General features: G+C 43.8%; 20 protein-coding genes. 12 read left to right on the top strand and 8 right to left on the bottom strand.

Annotation, left to right across the window (positions count from 1 at the left end):
- Positions 1-17: 17 nt before the first annotated feature.
- From JK154_RS15010 to JK154_RS15025, 4 genes are read right to left on the bottom strand one after another with little or no spacing between them, the layout of a single operon-like run.
- On the bottom strand, positions 18-2,933 hold the full coding sequence (locus JK154_RS15010) for a type I restriction endonuclease subunit R (RefSeq protein WP_211993367.1): 2,916 nt from the start codon (positions 2,931-2,933) through the stop codon (positions 18-20).
- A 59-nt stretch (positions 2,934-2,992) separates the two neighbouring features.
- Positions 2,993-4,120 (bottom strand): restriction endonuclease subunit S, encoded by a 1,128-nt coding sequence (locus JK154_RS15015; protein WP_211993368.1) that lies wholly within the window; start codon positions 4,118-4,120, stop codon positions 2,993-2,995.
- Positions 4,120-5,727: a type I restriction-modification system subunit M gene (locus JK154_RS15020; protein ID WP_211993369.1), complete on the bottom strand. Its 1,608-nt coding sequence runs from the start codon at positions 5,725-5,727 to the stop codon at positions 4,120-4,122. Before JK154_RS15020 ends, JK154_RS15015 begins: the two co-directional genes overlap by 1 nt.
- 41 nt (positions 5,728-5,768) lie before the next feature.
- Positions 5,769-6,356, bottom strand: coding sequence for a restriction endonuclease subunit S (locus JK154_RS15025; protein WP_211993370.1), 588 nt, complete (start codon positions 6,354-6,356; stop codon positions 5,769-5,771).
- A 285-nt stretch (positions 6,357-6,641) separates the two neighbouring features.
- Between JK154_RS15025 and JK154_RS15030 the strand changes: the two genes are divergently transcribed.
- Together JK154_RS15030 and JK154_RS15035 are read left to right on the top strand one after the other, a co-directional pair.
- A complete protein-coding gene (locus JK154_RS15030) occupies positions 6,642-7,073 on the top strand; it encodes a helix-turn-helix domain-containing protein (protein ID WP_211993371.1) in 432 nt (143 codons plus the stop codon).
- A 4-nt stretch (positions 7,074-7,077) separates the two neighbouring features.
- Positions 7,078-7,374, top strand: a complete 297-nt coding sequence (locus tag JK154_RS15035; RefSeq protein ID WP_211993372.1) for a hypothetical protein — start codon at positions 7,078-7,080, stop codon at positions 7,372-7,374.
- Between the two features lie 99 nt (positions 7,375-7,473).
- Here JK154_RS15035 and JK154_RS15040 read toward each other — a convergent pair whose 3' ends face one another.
- The 3 genes from JK154_RS15040 to JK154_RS15050 all read right to left on the bottom strand — a co-directional run bounded on the left by JK154_RS15040 (position 7,474) and on the right by JK154_RS15050 (position 9,234).
- Positions 7,474-8,013: a putative zinc ribbon protein gene (locus tag JK154_RS15040; RefSeq protein WP_211993373.1), complete on the bottom strand. Its 540-nt coding sequence runs from the start codon at positions 8,011-8,013 to the stop codon at positions 7,474-7,476.
- Between the two features lie 240 nt (positions 8,014-8,253).
- Complete coding sequence (locus JK154_RS15045) at positions 8,254-8,469, bottom strand: AlpA family transcriptional regulator (RefSeq protein WP_211993374.1); 216 nt, start codon at positions 8,467-8,469, stop codon at positions 8,254-8,256.
- Between the two features lie 105 nt (positions 8,470-8,574).
- A complete protein-coding gene (locus tag JK154_RS15050; RefSeq protein WP_211993375.1) occupies positions 8,575-9,234 on the bottom strand; it encodes an inovirus Gp2 family protein in 660 nt (219 codons plus the stop codon).
- A gap of 837 nt (positions 9,235-10,071) precedes the next feature.
- Between JK154_RS15050 and JK154_RS15055 the strand changes: the two genes are divergently transcribed.
- The 10 genes from JK154_RS15055 to JK154_RS15100 all read left to right on the top strand — a co-directional run bounded on the left by JK154_RS15055 (position 10,072) and on the right by JK154_RS15100 (position 16,495).
- On the top strand, positions 10,072-11,088 hold the full coding sequence (locus JK154_RS15055) for a hypothetical protein (RefSeq protein ID WP_211993376.1): 1,017 nt from the start codon (positions 10,072-10,074) through the stop codon (positions 11,086-11,088).
- Positions 11,089-11,547: 459 nt separating this feature from the next.
- Positions 11,548-11,982, top strand: coding sequence for an antirestriction protein (locus tag JK154_RS15060; RefSeq protein WP_211993377.1), 435 nt, complete (start codon positions 11,548-11,550; stop codon positions 11,980-11,982).
- A gap of 96 nt (positions 11,983-12,078) precedes the next feature.
- Positions 12,079-12,900 carry a DUF932 domain-containing protein gene (locus JK154_RS15065; protein WP_211993378.1) on the top strand — a complete coding sequence of 274 codons (822 nt, stop codon included), beginning with the start codon at positions 12,079-12,081 and terminating at the stop codon, positions 12,898-12,900.
- Between the two features lie 16 nt (positions 12,901-12,916).
- Positions 12,917-13,399, top strand: coding sequence for a DNA repair protein RadC (gene radC, locus JK154_RS15070; protein WP_211993379.1), 483 nt, complete (start codon positions 12,917-12,919; stop codon positions 13,397-13,399).
- An 8-nt stretch (positions 13,400-13,407) separates the two neighbouring features.
- The gene (locus tag JK154_RS15075) at positions 13,408-13,629 is read left to right on the top strand and encodes a DUF987 family protein (protein ID WP_211993380.1); all 222 of its coding nucleotides are present in this window, start codon (positions 13,408-13,410) and stop codon (positions 13,627-13,629) included.
- An 81-nt stretch (positions 13,630-13,710) separates the two neighbouring features.
- The gene (locus tag JK154_RS15080; RefSeq protein WP_211993381.1) at positions 13,711-14,031 is read left to right on the top strand and encodes a TA system toxin CbtA family protein; all 321 of its coding nucleotides are present in this window, start codon (positions 13,711-13,713) and stop codon (positions 14,029-14,031) included.
- 113 nt (positions 14,032-14,144) lie between these two features.
- Positions 14,145-14,978 (top strand): DUF4942 domain-containing protein, encoded by an 834-nt coding sequence (locus JK154_RS15085; RefSeq protein ID WP_211993382.1) that lies wholly within the window; start codon positions 14,145-14,147, stop codon positions 14,976-14,978.
- 76 nt (positions 14,979-15,054) lie between these two features.
- Positions 15,055-15,303, top strand: coding sequence for a ribbon-helix-helix domain-containing protein (locus JK154_RS15090; protein ID WP_000535213.1), 249 nt, complete (start codon positions 15,055-15,057; stop codon positions 15,301-15,303).
- A gap of 3 nt (positions 15,304-15,306) precedes the next feature.
- The gene (locus JK154_RS15095; RefSeq protein ID WP_211993383.1) at positions 15,307-15,582 is read left to right on the top strand and encodes a type II toxin-antitoxin system RelE/ParE family toxin; all 276 of its coding nucleotides are present in this window, start codon (positions 15,307-15,309) and stop codon (positions 15,580-15,582) included.
- A gap of 115 nt (positions 15,583-15,697) precedes the next feature.
- A complete protein-coding gene (locus JK154_RS15100; RefSeq protein ID WP_211993384.1) occupies positions 15,698-16,495 on the top strand; it encodes a helix-turn-helix transcriptional regulator in 798 nt (265 codons plus the stop codon).
- 693 nt (positions 16,496-17,188) lie between these two features.
- Here JK154_RS15100 and JK154_RS15105 read toward each other — a convergent pair.
- On the bottom strand, positions 17,189-18,784 hold a 1,596-nt coding region (locus tag JK154_RS15105), incomplete at its 5' end, for an NEL-type E3 ubiquitin ligase domain-containing protein (protein WP_211993385.1).

The following is an 18,784-nucleotide window of genomic DNA, read 5'->3' on the forward strand; positions in this document are numbered from 1 at the left end:
CATAGTAAATAGTACGCTTAAAAACCCTGCATGCCGTTGATAAAGGTATTAATCACGCCACAAACCTTATCATAGACACGTTTAAGGACCGTCTTCCTTTCAAGGATCCTGGGCGTCCATGTAAGGGTCCTGGCTACTTCATCCTCACGTGGAGCAATATCGGTAAACAGGTAGTTATCAAGCAAGGTAGCAACTTTACTTTCATCCAGATTTTCCTCAGCACATAGCGTTGCAACTGCTTTACGTTTTTCACGTTCAACGTAGGTTTCAAAGGCCTGGGTAATATCTTCATCATGTGAAACATGCAGCAGGTTTTCTTCGATGAAGTTATCAATCAGTTCGCGTTTGCTGCGCAGCGTGACGTCACTGTCAACGATATCCATGACCTTCTTCTTCTGCTCCTGCTGCGCTTCTGGTGGCATAGCCTGGATGCCAGCCAGTAGTCTCAGTATATAGCCGACATTAATTTCATCACGATGAATCAGCGACACTTCAAAATCGACCTCATCCAGAATCGAGACTTTATCTTTGCCAGTGCGTTTTTTCACCTTGTCATAAATATCGAGATATTTACTGGTGTAATCGGCAAGAGTCTGATCTGATAAAGGCTTACTCACTTCATCAAAATCAGCAAAGCTCTCCAAGATATTCTTCAGTCGCATCATGTCGCGGAAAGCCGTCACAAAAGCAAGCTGAGCTTTTTCATCAGGGAGGTTGTCCACGCTTTCCACTGTAGGTGTCAGGGTCAACAGGGTATCTACAGCAGCCTGATAGTCGCTCAGGTACTCCTCAAAAGGTTTAACTAGCACGACTGAGGAGGCGTCTTTATTCGAGAACAGTGCGATAGCATCGTCAGTGGCTTTCTTGAGATTGCGGAAGCAGACGATGTTACCGTGGCTTTTCTTCTCATTAAGAATACGGTTGGTACGGGAGAATGCCTGTATTAGCCCGTGAAAACGCAGGTTTTTATCCACGTAAAGCGTATTAAGGCTGGGACTATCAAATCCCGTCAGGAACATATTGACCACCAGCAGGATATCGATGCCTTTCTCTTTGGTTCGCTGGGCAATGTTTTTGTAATAATTGTAAAAGCTTTGCGAATCATTAGCTGAATAGCTGGTGCCATACAGCGTATTGTAATCTTTGATGGAGCTGTCCAGATGGTCCCTACTGGAGATATCGATTTTCCCGCCCTGAGGCAGGCTGATATCTTCTTCATCCAGTAAGCCGTTAACCGCTTCCTTATCGCTTTTGTCCGCTTCGTTGGCGGCATAAGTAAAGATTGTTGCGATACGCAGCGGCTTGTAATCCGGATCGACCTGCTGAAGCTTTGTTTGTTTATCTTTAAAGAGGTTGTAGTACTTAATCAGCATGTCCACCGATCCCACGCAAAACATTGCGGTAAACTCGCGGTTTCGGGTCTTGGCGTTGTGGTGAGCCAGAATATAGTCGGTTATCTTGCCCAGCCGGATCTCGCTTTCCATGACTTCTTTGGTGTCGATATCCTCCACATTGATGTCGATCTCATTGCTGGTCTCTTTGCGGCGATAGGTCCCCACATACTCCACGGCAAAACGTAAGACGTTCTCATCACGAATCGCATCGACAATGACATACTTGTGCAGGCATTTTTCAAACAACGTCTCAGTGGTCTGTTTGATGCCATTAGTAATATTGACGTTGTCGGCAAAAATCGGCGTCCCGGTAAAGCCAAACAGCTGCGCATTTTCAAAGAAATTTACGATAGCTTTATGCGTGTCACCGAACTGGCTGCGATGGCACTCGTCGAAGATAAAGACAATCCGCTCTTTTCGCAGGTGCTCCAGCTGTGTCTTATAGCCTTCATGAGTAATGGCATTGTTTAGTTTCTGAATAGTGGTCAGCGTCAGTTTGCTGTTATTAGTCCTGAGATGCTTAATCAGCGTACTGGTATTGTTGGTTGTATCTACGCTGTCTTTAGCGAAGCTGTTGAATTCCTTGGCTGTCTGGTAATCCAGATCGCGACGATCAACGACGAAAATAACCCGATCAACTTCAGGCATGGAAATGATCACCTGACTGGCCTTAAAGCTGGTTAACGTTTTCCCACTACCTGTAGTATGCCAGATATAGCCATTGCGGGGCCTGCCCTGTAGATGAAGGCTGTCCTTAACATGGCGGATCATCGCTTCACAGGCGTAGTATTGATAGGGTCGCATGACCATCAGGCACTTACGGGTTTCGTTCAGCACCGTGTAGTGAGTGATCATTTTTGCAATGTGACAAACTTTCAGGAAGGCTTCGGTAAACTTCTCCAGTGACTTAATGGATTCATTTTTCTCGTCTGTCCAGAAGAAGGTCTGCTCGAAATGGTTCGCACGATTATTGGCGTAATATTTGGTATCAACGCCGTTACTGATAATAAACAGCTGAACATACTGGAACAGGCCACTGCCTACCCAGAATGCATCCCGATGGTAACGGTCAATCTGATTAAAGGCTTCTTTCAGGCCCAGTCCACGGCGCTTAAGCTCAATCTGTACCAGTGGCAGGCCATTAATCAACAGCGTAACGTCAAAGCGCGTTTTGCGTGTGTTTTGCTCAGCGTTGAACTGCTTAACCTGACGGGTGACCTGAAACTCGTTCTGGCACCACTCATCTTTATTAATAAAGCTAAGCCATTTCTCCGTACCGTCATCACGCAATAACTGGTAGCGATCGCGCAGGATTCTGGCGCGATCGATCACTTCATTACCTTTGGTCAAATGCAGAAAAACACGGTTAAATTCGCTGTCAGTCAGTGGGGTGGCCTCCAGCCGATTGTGAATTTCAATCTGCTTGCGCAGGTTGGCTTTCATACTGGATTCATCGGTCACATTCACTAGTTCATAGTGCATACCAACCAGTTGATTAACCAGCTGCGTTTCTAACTCGTATTCGCTTTGCGTTGCCATCGGTATATTGAGCCTTTTTCTGGGAATAAAAGCCCGATATCGATCGGGCAAGAAGATATTTAGACGAGCATCTGCTGGAGCATGCCTTGCTTCCAGTTTTTTACTTTATCTAGTTCTATTTTTTTCGCGGTTATTTTATCATCAATAATAGAAAGGAAATTGGCTATTTTAGCTTGTTCAGACAAACTTGGATAAGGTAAATCTAAACTTGCAAAAGCCTGATAACTTATCTGCTTTCCGTCCCGTATACCGACAACAGTTTGGCTAAGTTCCTCGATAAAACTATCTTTTTTTAAGAAAAATCGATAAAAACCATCAATTATTAGCTTTGTGCTTTTAAGCACCGTATACGCAGGGCTACAAATACCCTCTAGATGCGAGTACTCAATCCCACCTTGAAATGAACGCAAACTAATAACAAAATCCCCAGCATCAATTTTTTTATATGTATTAATACTGGCCTGGCTACTTTTTATATCAATATTTATACTATCTCTGTTAACAACACCATATTCTTGTGTCACTGCTAAAATGGGCAGATCACCATCATGTTTTTTATTGCTACTATTCTTAAATAACTCGCCTGCATTAACGTAGTCCCAATCAGGAAACTCCTCATCATTATCATCTTTGAATCTAAACTCCTGATTAAAAAGTTTCTGCATCATGCCTTTTTTGTATTTACATAGCAGTTCGTACTGTTTTTCCAATAGTGTGATTTTATTGTCGACAGAGGAAAAAAAAACGGCGATTTTATTTTGCTCTTTTGCTTTTGGAACTGCTATTTTTATTTTTTTTAGCTTATCTATAGAAAGTCCTGGTTGTGCAGATGACTCTGATATTCTATTAAGATTTAGGTGCCTTAATTTTTGAGCGAGAAATCCAGTATCATTTTCAGTGTTAGCTTGGCAGGCAATGGCATGTTCTGAAATATAGACTTCACCATTGACAATATTAACATTTCCACACAATGCACCTTGTCGGCCAATTAGAAAGTATTCACCAGAATGCGTATATTGATCAGTATATCCTCTTAAACCATTACCACCATAAACAGGATAACTACCCAACGGGTATATTGCCTCAGAAGTAATACTCTTCCCACTTTTAAATGTCGAAAAGAGATTGTCTAGCTTTTTTTCTTTCCATTGTTCATCAAACTCTTTGAATCGTAGCTTCGGCACCATCACTTATCCCTCTCAGCCACTGTAAACGGTACTTCAATTCCCAATTCTTTGCAGAATCCAGCAATAGTTTTATCGATCTCCGCCACCTTACCTTCAAGCTCACGAATCTCTTGCGCTACGGCATTGAGATCAATCTCTTCTTCCGCTTCAAAAGTATCGACATAGCGCGGGATATTGAGGTTGTAATCGTTGTTGCAGATTTCTTCCAGCGTCGCAATATGGCTGTACTTCTCTTGGGCTTTCCAGTCGTTGTAAGTATCTACGATCTTGTCGATATGTTCCGGCAGCAGGCGATTCTGGGTTTTCACCTTCTCAAAGTCGTTGCTTGCGTCAATAAACAGAATACCGTCGTTGTACTTGCGACACTTACGCAGCACCAGCACACAGGTTGGGATACTTGTGCCATAGAAGATATTGGCGGGTAACCCGATGACTGCATCAATGCAGTTCAGCTTCTCAATCATGAACTTGCGAATGTGTCCTTCTGCCGCTCCACGGAACAGAACGCCATGGGGCAAAACCACCGCCATGGTGCCATCATCTTCCAGGTGATAGAACATATGCTGCACAAACGCCATATCCGCTTTACTGGACGGTGCGAGCTTACCGTATTGCGCAAAACGGTCATCGTTCATAAACAGCGGGCTGGCGCTCCATTTGGCCGAGAACGGTGGGTTTGCGACAATCGCATCAAATTTCAGATGTGTATGCTGCGGGTGCTCCAGCGTATCTTCCTGCATGATTTCAAAGTCAGCATAGTGAACACCATGCAGAATCATGTTCATACGGGCCAGGTTATAGGTGGTGCGATTCATTTCCTGACCGTAGATTTTACCTACAGAAGAGGCTTCACGTTTTACACGCAGCAACAGAGAGCCAGAACCACAGGTCGGGTCATAGACGTTTTTCAGTTTGAGCTTATGTGTGGTAACAATTTTTGCCAGTAACGTAGAAACCGGCTGCGGTGTATAGAACTCACCCGCTTTCTTACCCGCACCGGATGCGAACTGACCAATCAGGTACTCGTAAGCATCGCCCAGAATGTCAGAACTGGCTTCACTCAGATTAAAACTCAGTTTGTCGAGTTCGGTGATAACCTTACCAATCAGCTCATTTTTAGCTTTGGCAGTATTACCCAGTTTGCTGGAGCCTAAATCCAGGTCTTCAAACAGGTTGCTAAAGTCATCTGCGGAGTCTGTGCCCAGGGTGCTTTGCTCAATATTGCGCAGAGTGGTAGCCAGGTCTTCGAGGATAAAACCTTCTCCAGCACCTTTCTGATCTTTCGCTACACGCTGAGCCATGGTGTGAAACAGGTTTGTCGGTGGCAAGAAGTAACCCAGCGTCCGAATGCTGTCATCTTTTACTGCATCAATGATGTCCTGATAAGCCGGATGTTCAGCGGTCAGCTCGTTATACTTAATCCCGTCTTCCTTCAGGATGTTGTTGGCATAGGTGACAAACTTCTCCGAAAGATACTTGTAAAAGATGAAACCAAGGCAATAGTCACGAAATTCATCGGCATTCATCTTACCACGTAGCGTATCAGCAATATTCCAGAGACGACTTTGCAGTTCACTTAAATTCTGTGCTTCAATCTGGGGCGACATACTTCTTCCTGTTGTTCTTGTAAGTCCCGGTTAAGGGATAATTACTGAATCATATCACTGAGTTGGCTCAGGATCTGTTGTTCGTTAAGGACGGCCAGGCGCTCCTGGTAATGGCGTTTTTCAATGGTGGCCAGATAGAGCCCACCGATTGCCTTCTGCTTATGAAGAGGAGGCAGCGTTGCAGTAAACTGACGTACCTCAGTAAGAGACAAACGCAAGACAAACGTTGACCCCTGCGTTGCCAGCGCCTGCTGGCGGCGACTTTCTTTGCTTTCGTTGAAGTGCCAGACAAACCACGCCGGAACAACCTTACTGCCGTCAACCTCGACCCTGACATAGTTATTACTGAGCAGACGGCCGGCATGCTCGGGGCTGACGATAGCGGCCTTACCATGAATCAGGCTAATGACCACATCTCCCGTCCTGACTGACAGAACAGCCTGAGTGGGGCGCACAACCTGTTCTTTATCACCGTTGATGGTATTACCCGGTTGCCAGCAGTCACTCATAAACTGCTCGGTCGCGTAAAAACGACATGCTTTAGCCTCATCATTCTGTCTGATGCGACTGACATGGGCGCCGGGCGTAAATGAAGCAACGGTGGAATAGGGGACTGGCTCAGTTTTCATTGAATAAACTTAAATTACAATGTGTATGATGAGTGTATCGAACCACACGATGAAGTCAACTGAATTTAAATTTATTACATATAAATCTCATTTTTAGGCCAGCGAGAGGCGTCATACTGGAGAGTTGCATGTTACTTATTGAGTGAGTTTATTGAAAATTTCACGTACTAAATTCTGGATATTTGCTAGTTTCGATTGATTAAAGCGTTTTTTGATTACTTTATTACGCTTTAATGATAATAATTAATCTGAAATGGTTAGAATGCAATGAGGTTGTAAATTCGTATGGAGAGCTATCAGAATAAGATGACTTGGGGAGAACATCCTCTGCCAAAAAGACCTGAGCACTTTGGTGAGCGCCTCAAAACTGTTATCGGGAAACAGTCTGTCGCCTCGTTTGCCAGGGATTGTGGGGTTTCCGAAGCCTCCATGAGGAAATACCTTAAAACCGATACCGTGCCGGGTATCGACAGTGTGGCTATGATTGCTGCCTGCACGGGGCGTTCTCTGACCTGGCTCATTACCGGTGAAGGTGATCCCTTTACGGATAACGCTAAGCAGAAACGCTTTTCAGAAGAAGAAACTAAAAAGTGGTGGACTCTGATTTTTGACGCTCTGGATACGGAAGATAAATCCAGTATTATCATGGCTTTTCAGCAAGGAGGCCTGAATGCGGTGTTTAGCCCTGAGATTATGACTGGCAAAAGGAAGGGATAACGGTATGAGTCACAAGAAAGAATACACCGTCATGGTCAACAAGGTGCTCCAGGAGCTTGCCAGGCAGCAGGGCCAGACTGTCGAGGCTGTTCTGGAACAATTATTCTGCCGGGCCAGCATCGTCAATACGGGGTTGCTGAATGAGTCTTTTCGTGAAGCCTTTCAGCAGCATTATCCCGGCAAGCCATTCAACCACGTGACCTGGTGTCCTTTCCTCCAGTGTTTTGACCTTATGCAGAGCTCCTACCCAATGGTACAGGATGAAGCTTGCTGGACATTCAGTTCCACACAGTTTTTATAACGGATACTCCCTCCCCTCTATTTAATAAATAATTAAATAAAACAATGAGGTAAGTTCATTCCTGTCGCCAGTGAAATACGCTGTGAACGATTTTCACGCTCAGGGCAGGGAAACGTAAGGGTTAATCCGGTTAACGCAGTCAGGATGGGTACAGGCTGTCTGGTGATAATGATTTATGTTGGTGACTGTATGGTCGCTGATTTCTGATGCATTTTCCTTCTGATTATAATTCCAGCACCAGTCGCCATGGCTGATGCTGTATATTCCTGTGTTGCAGGCTTTACAGTGTTTCTCCCCTTCATAATGCGCCTTGCACCATACGCAGAACCAGTACCGCGTTGCTGTCAACGTCTCCAGTTCGTCAATCATCGCGCGTAACCGCAGGATGAAGACACGCCTTTTGATTTCAGTGTTGAGATAACCACAATTTGCCAATAGCGGTTTAGTTGCCTCATCGAGGTTGTGTACAAACCAGGCATTTTCTCCCGAAGTATCGTTGTGGAGTTTCACAGGGCAAGAGCAGGAGGGACAGAACCACTGAGCATCGGAAGCGTTTTTCATTTCTTTCGAAATCACGTAATGACCGTCACTGTCGAGAGCCAGGTATAACTTCAGATTGTGTAACGTGGACTTATGCATAATTATTCACTCTCAGATGCTGGATGATTGTGGTTTATGAGGTATTTGAAATAGCTATTCGTGTTATTCGATATGCCATCTTTCCCGTCGATGTTGTTTAAACGCACTGTAAGGCGTTTTGAGAAGGGATTGTGGCTAACACGATGAATTTACTGAATTTATAGTTCGATGGTCTTACAGGGCTTTACAGGCTGCCTAATGAGTGGATACGATTAATTGATTGTTATTACTGGAATTTAATTACTTTCGCGACTGACTGATACGCTGCTGAACCCAGGCTTCGACTTCGCTTTGCATCCAGCGGGAACTGCGGCCCAGTTTGATAGGCTTCGGAAATTCACCGTCTTTAATCAGCTTGTAGAACCATTTATCGGTTAACCCTGTGAATCCGGTAATGAATTTCATATCAACGAATTGGTCATTTAATATTGAGGTTGTTTTCGCCGTCTGTATCATGACTTTTCTCTCTGTATCAATCAGAAATGAAAAGGAGTACTAAGTTGATTTTAATATTACTCAGTACTCCACCATGACATTCACACCCCAGTATTAATTTATTGATTAAGACTGACTACAACCAAAGTTACGATAGCCATCCATATTTTCCTTTGTGTATATCTTTGCAAAATACAGTAACCTATCAATAACTGGCTGAAGTTCATCATCAAAATTCTCTCTGTTTTTATTAATGTGATAGAAAGGGTTCTTAGGAAAATGAACTAACGGGTAATATTTCTCATGCACTTCTTCATGATGCAAATTTAAAGCTCTTACCCAGGCCTCCATAATCATAAACGACAGGTTATGCGCATATCTGCCATCTTGTTTGTAAAATGTACCAGGATATGCGTAAGCATCTTTATTTAACATCAGAGCAACGTGATAATGAGTTTGTTGTTCATTATTCTCTAATGCCACTCCATGTTTTAATGCGCTTACTTCCCTCACCCATATATAACGAATAGACGTTTTATGAACCCGCACTTCGGATTTGTCTTTTCGTTTATATTCTGCATCAATCTGAGACTTTAACGATGCAATAAACTTAGTGACTAATGTACTATCCTTTCGATATGTTTTTTGTTTATCAGCAGGGAAATGTAAATCCAGCCGAAGAACCATAGTGCGTGGATATTCCTTAATGCATTTATCCAGTGTCTCTTTGACGCGGGTAACATATCTTTCGTTAAGAGGGCCGTAAGAAGCAGTATTGACTCCCATGTATCTTTTCCTATGGTTGATTTATTACACTATATAGATACGGCAGTTATATATTATATTTTTCACATTAAACACTATACCTCCTATGACACCATTCGATATATAAATCACTTGCGCTATAATTAACTATTACTCTTTATTATATTACCAACCCGACACTATCCTTCACCTGAAAAACATGCAAAAGCAAATAAAAGCATTAACAATTAATCAAAACACCATAAATTAAAGCTATAAAAACAATCACAAACATCACTCCCCCCTATAAAAACAACATTATCTATTTACATAATAACTCTGAAGTTATTTAATCGTTTATTATTATTTTCTAACGCTAAACATAATTTTAAACTGTGTTCTTAAATAGTGTGCCTATCATGATTATTACTCTGCAGCTTTAAAATTAGCATACGGATTATGGTTCTTATGATATCCATCCATATATAATAAATATAAATACAGGAACCGTTATTGAAGAACTTAGCCCATCCCCAGGAACAAAACTACTCTATCAGTAGCAAACCTGAATAAAACAGATGCCGTACCATAGAAGGATACTGTCATGCCTATATGATTCTTATGTTGATAGGTCAGTGCCTAACCATACCAGATATCTGTCGATACACTATGAGTGCATTAGGTTCTGAAATGGATCTCGTGTGTCTATCCAATGATGACTGTACCAGTTAGATAAAACATGATTCTTTCAAAATTAAACGAAAAATCATTATTCCAGTTCAAACTGTTTTGCATTTTATCTTAAATATCAATTGATTGTGGTTTTTGAATCACTTTTGATATTGAGTTATTATAAAGGGAGTCTTGGGGAGGTCATTGATGGACAGAAAAACAGTAACAATACGCAATAAAGATTTGATGGAATATATAACTTTAGAGTCGAGAAGGAAAAAGGTATCAGCTTCCAAGTTGATGGAAGAAATGATACTTGAAAGCTTATCTTCTCGAACCGAGAAAGGGAGAGAAATAGCAATAAGTGATACCATACTTGTAGACCCATTAAAGTTTTATATAACAACTCAGGATACTGGGGAATTGTATTCTTCACGAAGAATCCCACTACATGTTGACTTTAATGTTTTTTTTCCTTTTTTTGACGTTTTTGATATTCATTCTTTTGAAAGTTGCAAAATTGAAAAATCAAATAAGTTGGATTCATTAGTTAAGGCTAATTACCATAAAAAACAAATAAAGGATGTGGAATTTTATCTGGCTCATAAATTTAATCATCCAAATAAAAATTTTTTTTGTATACCCATAGCACTATTGCATTCGCCAAATGTATTTTATATTCAATCATTAAAAGACGAAGAGATACTGCCATCACTATATGAAATTGATAATAAACTTAAAAATATGCTAATGGAAAAAAACAATATCACAGACAGGTTAAAGGGTATTTTACATGAAATTAAAACACTTGTAGATGCACATGAGATATTAATAAAAATAATATCTGATGGTGAGCTTTTGCCGTTCTATGTGGAAAAAGAAAAAATTTATGATAATAGATTTATCGAGTTGTTAAATATTAAATACACGAGGTATAAAGACATTGATGAATTATCCATTATAGGGGAGAAACTCTGTTTACTTAAGGGGCGTTATGGATACTTATATTGTGGTACAAGAAAATACCCTTACAGCTTCGATGATTTAAAAAGTCAATATTTATCTGCAATAAAAAAGGATGACGTAGAAAATATAGATAAAAAATTGGATGAATGGGTGGTTAAATTCTCCATTCCTGAGCCGATTAAGATAGCTAACAAATCAAAGGTAATAACAATGCTAATTGATATAATGAAGAAAATAAAAAGTAGATTAAGGGAATGATTATTTTACTCTCTTTGAATTAATTTTTCGATTCATCAAAATTAATTCCATCAGAAAGTTAATAGCGAACTCATTCCTGCGCTTTTTATTAAGTGTATGCCATGGGTTTTTATTCTAGAATTATGCTTTAAATATAAAGTTGATACCATTGAATAATATTTAATTGTTTATTTAACCATCGATGAAGTTGTGAGCAATATCGATTATAAACTGACTGAAAAATGTCTGAGAATGATACCTTTTAATACAGAATGGTTAGCCATCTGACTCTGTCATTTGATTCATTTGCATTTATTTTCAAGTCTATATTATTTCAGTGAATCATTAGCAATAATGACACTATAACATTGGCTAGTTCATTTATCTTTCAACAAAGCCCTGCACCGTGAGGTGTAGGGCTTTATGTTTATATATAGTAATCAATCACCATAACTTCATTTAACTCACAGGAAAACCACCATGTTTAATATTCAGATTCAAGAGCCTGAGTTCATCAAAACCAACCTTGTTAACTCCCGTGGCCGCAATACCTTCTGGCGTTTCTATTTCGGCACAGTGCCTGATTGGGTGCGTTTAGAAGGCGATATCTTTAACCTAATGGACAGGATGTGTGAGGTCTATCAGGGCGCTTTCTGGGAGTTCAGTATGCTGTCTAACGGCGGGGTATTTATCTGGCCTGATATGCTCGAAACCTCAGTGCGTATGTTTAACCCGCATAGCGGCAATGAAGCGGAGTTAAGCCCGGATGCAGCAGGTATCGCGGTGTGTCTGATGGCTTACAGTCTCTGGTCCTTTAAAACTGAAAGTGCTGCGCTGGTGGAGTATTTTTACCACCTGCGTGATTACGCTATACAGCATCCAGAGCAGGTTCAAATCTTTCGTCTGATAGACTGATTTACCTGTCACGGTTTTGTCTCCACCCCATCCGCAATATCTCATTTAATCCATTTATAGAATTATTTATCAGTTTAATTACTGAGGAGGACCCCTATGTCTCGTTTAGCTTCCCATTTTGGCAGTGCGTGCACCATTCGTCGTGACCGCCCGTTAACCACCGAAGAACTGTACCGTACTGTACCCAGTGTTTTCGGTGAAAACAAACATGAATCACGCAGTAAGCGATATACCTATATCCCGACCATTACGTTGCTGGAGAGTCTGCAGAAAGAGGGTTTTCAGCCGTTCTTTGCCTGTCAGACCCGAGTGCGTGATGTCAGTCGACGCGAGCACACCAAACATATGTTACGTCTGCGTCGTGAAGACCAGATTGCTGGTAAGCAGGTCCCTGAAATTATTCTGCTCAATAGCCACGACGGTTCATCGAGCTATCAGATGCTACCCGGTCTATTTCGCTTCGTTTGTCAGAACGGGCTGATTTGCGGCCAGACCTTCGGTGAGGTGCGTGTCCCGCATAAAGGGGATGTGGTGGAGAAAGTCATTGAAGGGGCTTATGAAGTGCTGGGGCTGTTTGACCGTATGGATGAGCAGCGTGATGTGATGCAATCATTGTTGTTACCCCCACCAGCCCAACAGGCATTAGCTCGTGCCGCATTAACCTACCGTTTTGGTGAAGAGCACCAGCCGGTCACGCCTGAGCAAATTCTGACGCCCCGCCGTTATGAAGATGATACCCCAGACTTATGGACCACTTACCAGCGGATACAGGAGAACCTGATTAAAGGGGGATTATCCGGTCGTAATGCCAAAGGTAAACGCAGTCATACGCGTGCTGTTAACGGTATTGATGGCGATGTGAAGCTCAATCGGGCTTTGTGGGTAATGGCGGAAAATATGATGCAATTAGCCTCTTAATAGCGGAGATTTTTAAATGAATGATCGCGATGAACACGTTCAGGCTTTCACACTCGCGCCCAATGAACAGCGAGCTATCAAACGGGCTCTGAGCATACTGGATAAGCATTTACGTGAGCCAGGTATTGCCTTTACCTCTACCCAGAGAGTCATTGACTGGTTGCGCCTGAAAATGGCCTGGCTGGAACGGGAGGAATTTATGGTGCTGTATCTCAATCAGCAGAATCAGTTGATGGGCTATGAAACCTTGTTCACTGGCACCATCAACAGTACCGAAGTTCATCCCAGAGAGGTGGTGAAACGGGCATTGTACTTTAATGCAGTGGCAGTCATTTTTGCCCATAACCATCCTTCTGGAGACATCACGCCCAGTCATGCTGATAAAAATCTCACTCAGCGTTTGGTCAATATCTTACAGCTGGTGGATATCCATGTGTTGGATCATCTGATTGTCGGTGGCAGGCACATCTTCTCTTTCGCTGAACACGGTCTGGTATGAGGTTAACAATGAATATCATCAGTAAATCTGCTGCAATGAAAATTCACCACCAGCATCCACAGTCCTATCTCTTTCGTTACTGTCGGGGAAAATACAAATGGTTGGGTCATAGCCTCCATTATCTTGGTAAGGAGGTGATGGAGTGCTCTGGTGTCCTGGCAGTGTATGTTGAGCGTCGTCAGAACAGTTATGGTCCCTATGCTTGTCTGATGAATGTCACCCTGAACTAACACTCTGCTTCGCAACATCTGCCAGTCAAACCACAACATAACGTCCTCTTCCACACTTATCATCTTCACGGAAATATCATTATGAAAAACCTGTCTGTTACGTCTTTACGGGCAGCAAAGCGCTGTCAGTCACTGTTGGTGATATGGCAAATGCTGCTGACCTGTCTACTGGATAAATATTACGGCCTGAGCCTGAATGACACTCCGTTTTGTGACGAAACGGTTATTCAGGAGCATATCGATGCCGGTATCACGCTGGTGGATGCGGTGAATTTTCTGGTGGAACGCTATGAACTGGTACGTATCGATCGCGAGGGTTTTACCTGGCAGGAGCAAAGTCCCTTTCTGACAGCAACCGATCTCCTCAGAGCCAGACGGGCTACCGGTCTAATCAACACCTGAATTCTTCGAGCCTTATCCCTGATTTTTATCTCCAAACTTTCCCCTTTTTATATTGATCGCATAATGCGCCTGCCACTGTTGGCAGGCGCATTTGCTGTTATGGATGATTAACGATGCAAACAGAACCCGATGTATTAACGGATCACAGTGAACTTATTCTCTCAACCAGCATTGAACGGGCTGTGACAGGGCGTGATGCCGCACTGACTCAGATTGAACTGTTGATCCAGCAGCTTGATGCAGTATCCCGACTCACTTCAGAAGTGGGCGGCGGAACAGCACAGGACTGGGCCATGAAATCCGGGCACCGCTATGACAGCTGGTTAACTGAGCCATCTGACAAAGCGATGCCCGCCATCACACGTAATATTGACCGTAGTATCTGGCGTGACTTGATGCTGAAGTCCGGGATGATGGCCTTGATGGATGCCCAGGCCCGTGACCAGTGGCATAAAAACTTGGAAGAAGGTGACCTTCCTGCCATTAGCGAAGCCAATATCCTCAGTACCTTTAAGCAGTTACATCTGAATAAAAGGGATGTCTTTGAGCGAGGGATCATCAATGTCTTCAAAGGACTGTCATGGGATTATAAAACCAATAGCCCCTGCTGCTTTGGCAAGAAGATCATCATTAATAATCTGGTGGCGCACAACCGCTGGGGATTCAGCCTTAACTGGGGCTGGCGACGCGATCAGCTGGCTGACTTGGAGCGTATGCTGTTTCTGCTGGATGGCAAACCGAGCCCTGATAATCGTGCTGATATCTCTGCCCGACTAATGGAACATGTTCGGGATAATCCAGCTAAGGAAACCTATGAAGATGCGTTCTTTAGTATTCGTTACTTTCAGAAGGGCAGTGGGCATATCACTTTTAAACGCCTGGATCTGGTGGAGAAGATGAATGACATTGTGGCGAAGCACTTTCCGGGGATGTTGCCTGCGAAATGAGATGTGATGTTTTTATAGGTATCTCTATGCTAATCTTAATAGGAGTTATTAAATGTTATTGACGGAGATAATCCCTATGGGTTCGCTTACTAAACAAACCATCAGCGCACAGATACCCGTTGAGTTGGCTGCTGCTGTTGAAAATCTGGCAATTGAGTTGGACCGTTCTAAGAGCTGGATTATTAAAGAAGCGTTGACCAGTATGCTGGCCGAAAGAGAGCGGCGTCATCAGAGCATTCAGGCCGGTCTTGCCGATGTGGATGCTGGTCGCGTGGTGAGCCACTCGGACATGGTGGATTTTGCTAATCGCTTAAAGAAATCCTGATAAATGGAAGTTTACTGGACGCTTAAAGCTCAGGATGACTTGGAGCGTATTTACCGTTTCGCCCTTCAGTACAGCAGCCTGCACGCCGATAACGTTTTGGATCGCCTGATTACTGGTTGTGCTGGTCTTACAGCGCATCCGGCAATTGGCGTACAGCAGATTCGGTATGAACCTCGTGAGGTCCGAAAAGTATTATTCAATGATTACGAGGTTCACTACGAGCTTCGTGACAATGATATCTATATCGTGGATCTCTGGCATACCAAAGAAGAACGATGAAAAGATTTTCTTTTCGTCCATGGGTGCTGATGAATGAGTAAAAACACGGATTTGTGTTTTTTACTCAATATTGTGTTTTAATGGCACTTTCTACTCCTTCTGAAGGATGGATGCCATGTTACAGAACAACATCAAACAGCTCCGTACCCAGCTATCTATCACTCAGCGCGAGCTGGCATTTATGGTCGGTACCAGCCAGCAACAAATTCAGCGTATCGAAACCGGGAAGGTTGCGGCAAAGCTGAGTCTTGCACAGGCAATATGCAATGCCCTGGATAAACCTCTAAACGTAGTGTTCCCGGAAAGCGATCGGTTGATAAACGACTTCCGCAAGAAGCGTCGTAAAATCGATGAAGATCTTGAGGCGATAGCCACAAGCGGTATTGAAATGGATAGCGGTCTCTGGACCGTAAAACTTTGGCTACAGGGGCAGCAGGACTATTTGCTGTTGCCCATTTCAGCAGCGGATAAGCGGAGGTTTTATTATTATTTTCAGGAAAAGAACACCCTAAACACAGAACGCTTCTTCGTTTTTGATTCTTCCGAGCATCGTTATGCATTAAATATGCATGAAGTGGTATTTCATCAGTTTCTGTCTGATGGCTTTGCCCCCATCGTGAGCGAAGAGGATGATGCCTACGAAGACGATTATTTTAATGTCCATATCACTCTGGTAAACGGCGGACCAGTGATTCCACTGAGCATTGAGCCTGATGCGCCGCAAAGCGAAGAGACGGATGATATCGGTCAGTTGAATGCGTTTTTTGACACGCTGGATTGCGAACCTGAAACCACGGAACGTTTTATGATAACCGACGAAGATGGAGAAGATGCTTTCATCCGTATTGGTTCTATCGCTATGGTACGAGTTGCTCTTGACGCGTTAGAACCTGTGGAAGATGATGAAGAGTAATTTTTTGAGTTAGCTAAGACTTCAGAAAATCGCGTTGAGTATACATGTGAGTATATATAGCGGTTGTATTATTTTTTAATATCAAAAATTTCAGTTGGTTACGTTGATAATCACGGTCCGGCCTTCGCACCGCGCGAAAGACTAAATCACCTGAAGTTGTATTTTTTCCTCGAATCAGTCAATTATGCCATTTTATTTATTTTCTATTCCCTTCGTATCCGGGAATATCTATGGGGCGGCTCCCAGCTCGCCATCAGTGGGCAAATAATGCGAACCATTCAAAACGACTCTATTTCCCTGTCGTTCACACGGTGTGCCTGCTTCAGTCATTAACTATTTAATAGCAGCAGAAAAAAATGCCCCTCGACAATGATGAACGGGATGCCTGCGGGACATAGCCAGCAATGCGAGCAGTACCGCTATTACTGCGTTTATCGGTCAAGCGCCACCAATTGCAGTTCCTGAAAACAGAAGATCATCCCGCAGAGGTTGGTGTTAGAACTTCGGCGTAATCAAGGCTGGTGTTATTACAAAGCTGTTGATAAATCGGGTGTCTGAAAGACCAAAATTGTTTTTCCGCTATATCATTTATGCTCAATCTGCATGGTCTGATGTTGTCTGAACATCACGCTACCATACCGCACCGGATTTGCCCGGTGCGGTGATCATGGTGTCTGGTTAAGGCTATGTTGGCTACAGATACCCACCTAGCATTTCGTCCCTCAGAGGGCGGAGCCCGGTCAGAAATTTCTCTTCTGCATTCTCCATTGCTTTTGTTCCTATAGTGCGTTCGGCGTCTGTATCATTGTTCAGTTTGTTTTTTTTCAGTTCTTTTTCCAGGCTCCGATATACGGATTCATAATCCGATATTTTCTTTTCACAAAGCGCTTCCCAGCGTTCCGGATATGTGTGTTCTAGCACGTTGCGTAACGGTTCCCACTGCAGTATCCACTCACTGAACTGGCTATTTTCAGCTGTCTTTACCTGAAGTTCTGCGGCCTGCAGGTCTGAGTCCGTAATATGCGATATATCAAAGAACCGCATACCTGCCGTCACGCTGGTTAGCCCAAGCGCTTCCTTCAGTTTATTCTGATAGCCCAGATAAACCTCAATTTCATCATAGTCACCAAGGGTGCGCAGCGTGTTTACTTTATCCCGGGCTATCTGCTCCAGTTTATCGAGGCGGAACATTTCACGTCCCACTGAGACCAGCTCAGAGTAATTGTTATCGTATTTCCCTTTTGCTGCATGGTGTACCAGCTGCACGTTCTTCATTTGATTCAGGGCAAGAGTGACACGGTCTTCACAGCTTGAGGTTGCCTCCGTCGCCATGCTGAAGGTTTTTGCTCTTAGCGAGTCATCTTCAGCCAGCTGTATCAGCCAGGACGATATCTGTGTTTTAAACGCGGGGTCTTTTCTGCAGTTTTCTGTCTTGCTCAGTCTGGCCAGGAAGGCGCCGAAAGAGGCGGCATCATTTTCCTGCCCAAAAGTCTGCCATTTGTCTGTGAGGTCTGGCTCCCCTCCCTTTGTCAGCGTCAGCCAGTCAGCGACTGCCAAGTATAATGCCCTCGTTGCCTGAGAAACGGGAGGGGTTACCATGCTCCAGTCTATCAATGGCCCTGAATATCCGGGGGCGTTGGTTATGTTCCACAGAGCCTGACGCGTGAGATCTGACAGTGGGTTACCTTCCAGTTCCACCAGACAGTCTCCCGAGAACATATCAGCAATGCTTCCCGGCAGGCTGGTTAGCTGATTGTATCTGGCAATAAGCGAGCCCAGTTCTGACGGCAGTACCGGTAGTCTGTCCAGTTGATTGTGGTTGACAGTAAGTGACGTCAGTCCTGACGGTAGCGCCGGCAGGCTGGTCAGTTGATTGTGCCCGGCGGTAAGCATTCGTAATCCTGACGGCAGTGCTGGCAGGCTGATCAAATGATTGTGTTCGGCATCAAGCCTCTCCAGTCCTGACGGTAGCGCCGGCAGGCTGGTCAGCTGATTTTGCCCGGCAGTAAGCCTGTATAATCCTGGCGGCAACGCCGGGAGGCTGGTCAGCTGATTGTATTCAACGATCAGAGACTGTAGTCCTGACGGCAGTGCTGGCAGGCTAGCCAGCTGATTGTATTCGACGGTCAGCGACCGTAATCCTGGCGGCAGTTCTGGCAGACTGGTCAGTTGATTGTGCCCGGCAATAAGCAACCAGAGTTCTGACGGTAGTGCCGGCAGGCTGGTCAGCTGATTGTGCCCGGCAGTAAGCCTGTATAATCCTGGCGGCAACGCCGGGAGGCTGGTCAG

Origin of the sequence: Citrobacter sp. JGM124 (assembly GCF_018257795.1) — a bacterium.
Taxonomy (GTDB): Bacteria; Pseudomonadota; Gammaproteobacteria; order Enterobacterales; family Enterobacteriaceae; genus JGM124.

Excerpts from the sequence above, each read along its gene's own strand:
- JK154_RS15010 (WP_211993367.1), bottom strand. The coding sequence starts at position 2,933 with ATGGCAACGCAAAGCGAATACGAGTTAGAAACGCAGCTGGTTAATCAA.
- JK154_RS15015 (WP_211993368.1), bottom strand. The coding sequence starts at position 4,120 with ATGGTGCCGAAGCTACGATTCAAAGAGTTTGATGAACAATGGAAAGAA.
- JK154_RS15020 (WP_211993369.1), bottom strand. The coding sequence starts at position 5,727 with ATGTCGCCCCAGATTGAAGCACAGAATTTAAGTGAACTGCAAAGTCGT.
- JK154_RS15025 (WP_211993370.1), bottom strand. The coding sequence starts at position 6,356 with ATGAAAACTGAGCCAGTCCCCTATTCCACCGTTGCTTCATTTACGCCC.
- JK154_RS15030 (WP_211993371.1), top strand. The coding sequence starts at position 6,642 with ATGGAGAGCTATCAGAATAAGATGACTTGGGGAGAACATCCTCTGCCA.
- JK154_RS15035 (WP_211993372.1), top strand. The coding sequence starts at position 7,078 with ATGAGTCACAAGAAAGAATACACCGTCATGGTCAACAAGGTGCTCCAG.
- JK154_RS15040 (WP_211993373.1), bottom strand. The coding sequence starts at position 8,013 with ATGCATAAGTCCACGTTACACAATCTGAAGTTATACCTGGCTCTCGAC.
- JK154_RS15045 (WP_211993374.1), bottom strand. The coding sequence starts at position 8,469 with ATGATACAGACGGCGAAAACAACCTCAATATTAAATGACCAATTCGTT.
- JK154_RS15050 (WP_211993375.1), bottom strand. The coding sequence starts at position 9,234 with ATGGGAGTCAATACTGCTTCTTACGGCCCTCTTAACGAAAGATATGTT.
- JK154_RS15055 (WP_211993376.1), top strand. The coding sequence starts at position 10,072 with ATGGACAGAAAAACAGTAACAATACGCAATAAAGATTTGATGGAATAT.
- JK154_RS15060 (WP_211993377.1), top strand. The coding sequence starts at position 11,548 with ATGTTTAATATTCAGATTCAAGAGCCTGAGTTCATCAAAACCAACCTT.
- JK154_RS15065 (WP_211993378.1), top strand. The coding sequence starts at position 12,079 with ATGTCTCGTTTAGCTTCCCATTTTGGCAGTGCGTGCACCATTCGTCGT.
- radC (WP_211993379.1), top strand. The coding sequence starts at position 12,917 with ATGAATGATCGCGATGAACACGTTCAGGCTTTCACACTCGCGCCCAAT.
- JK154_RS15075 (WP_211993380.1), top strand. The coding sequence starts at position 13,408 with ATGAATATCATCAGTAAATCTGCTGCAATGAAAATTCACCACCAGCAT.
- JK154_RS15080 (WP_211993381.1), top strand. The coding sequence starts at position 13,711 with ATGAAAAACCTGTCTGTTACGTCTTTACGGGCAGCAAAGCGCTGTCAG.
- JK154_RS15085 (WP_211993382.1), top strand. The coding sequence starts at position 14,145 with ATGCAAACAGAACCCGATGTATTAACGGATCACAGTGAACTTATTCTC.
- JK154_RS15090 (WP_000535213.1), top strand. The coding sequence starts at position 15,055 with ATGGGTTCGCTTACTAAACAAACCATCAGCGCACAGATACCCGTTGAG.
- JK154_RS15095 (WP_211993383.1), top strand. The coding sequence starts at position 15,307 with ATGGAAGTTTACTGGACGCTTAAAGCTCAGGATGACTTGGAGCGTATT.
- JK154_RS15100 (WP_211993384.1), top strand. The coding sequence starts at position 15,698 with ATGTTACAGAACAACATCAAACAGCTCCGTACCCAGCTATCTATCACT.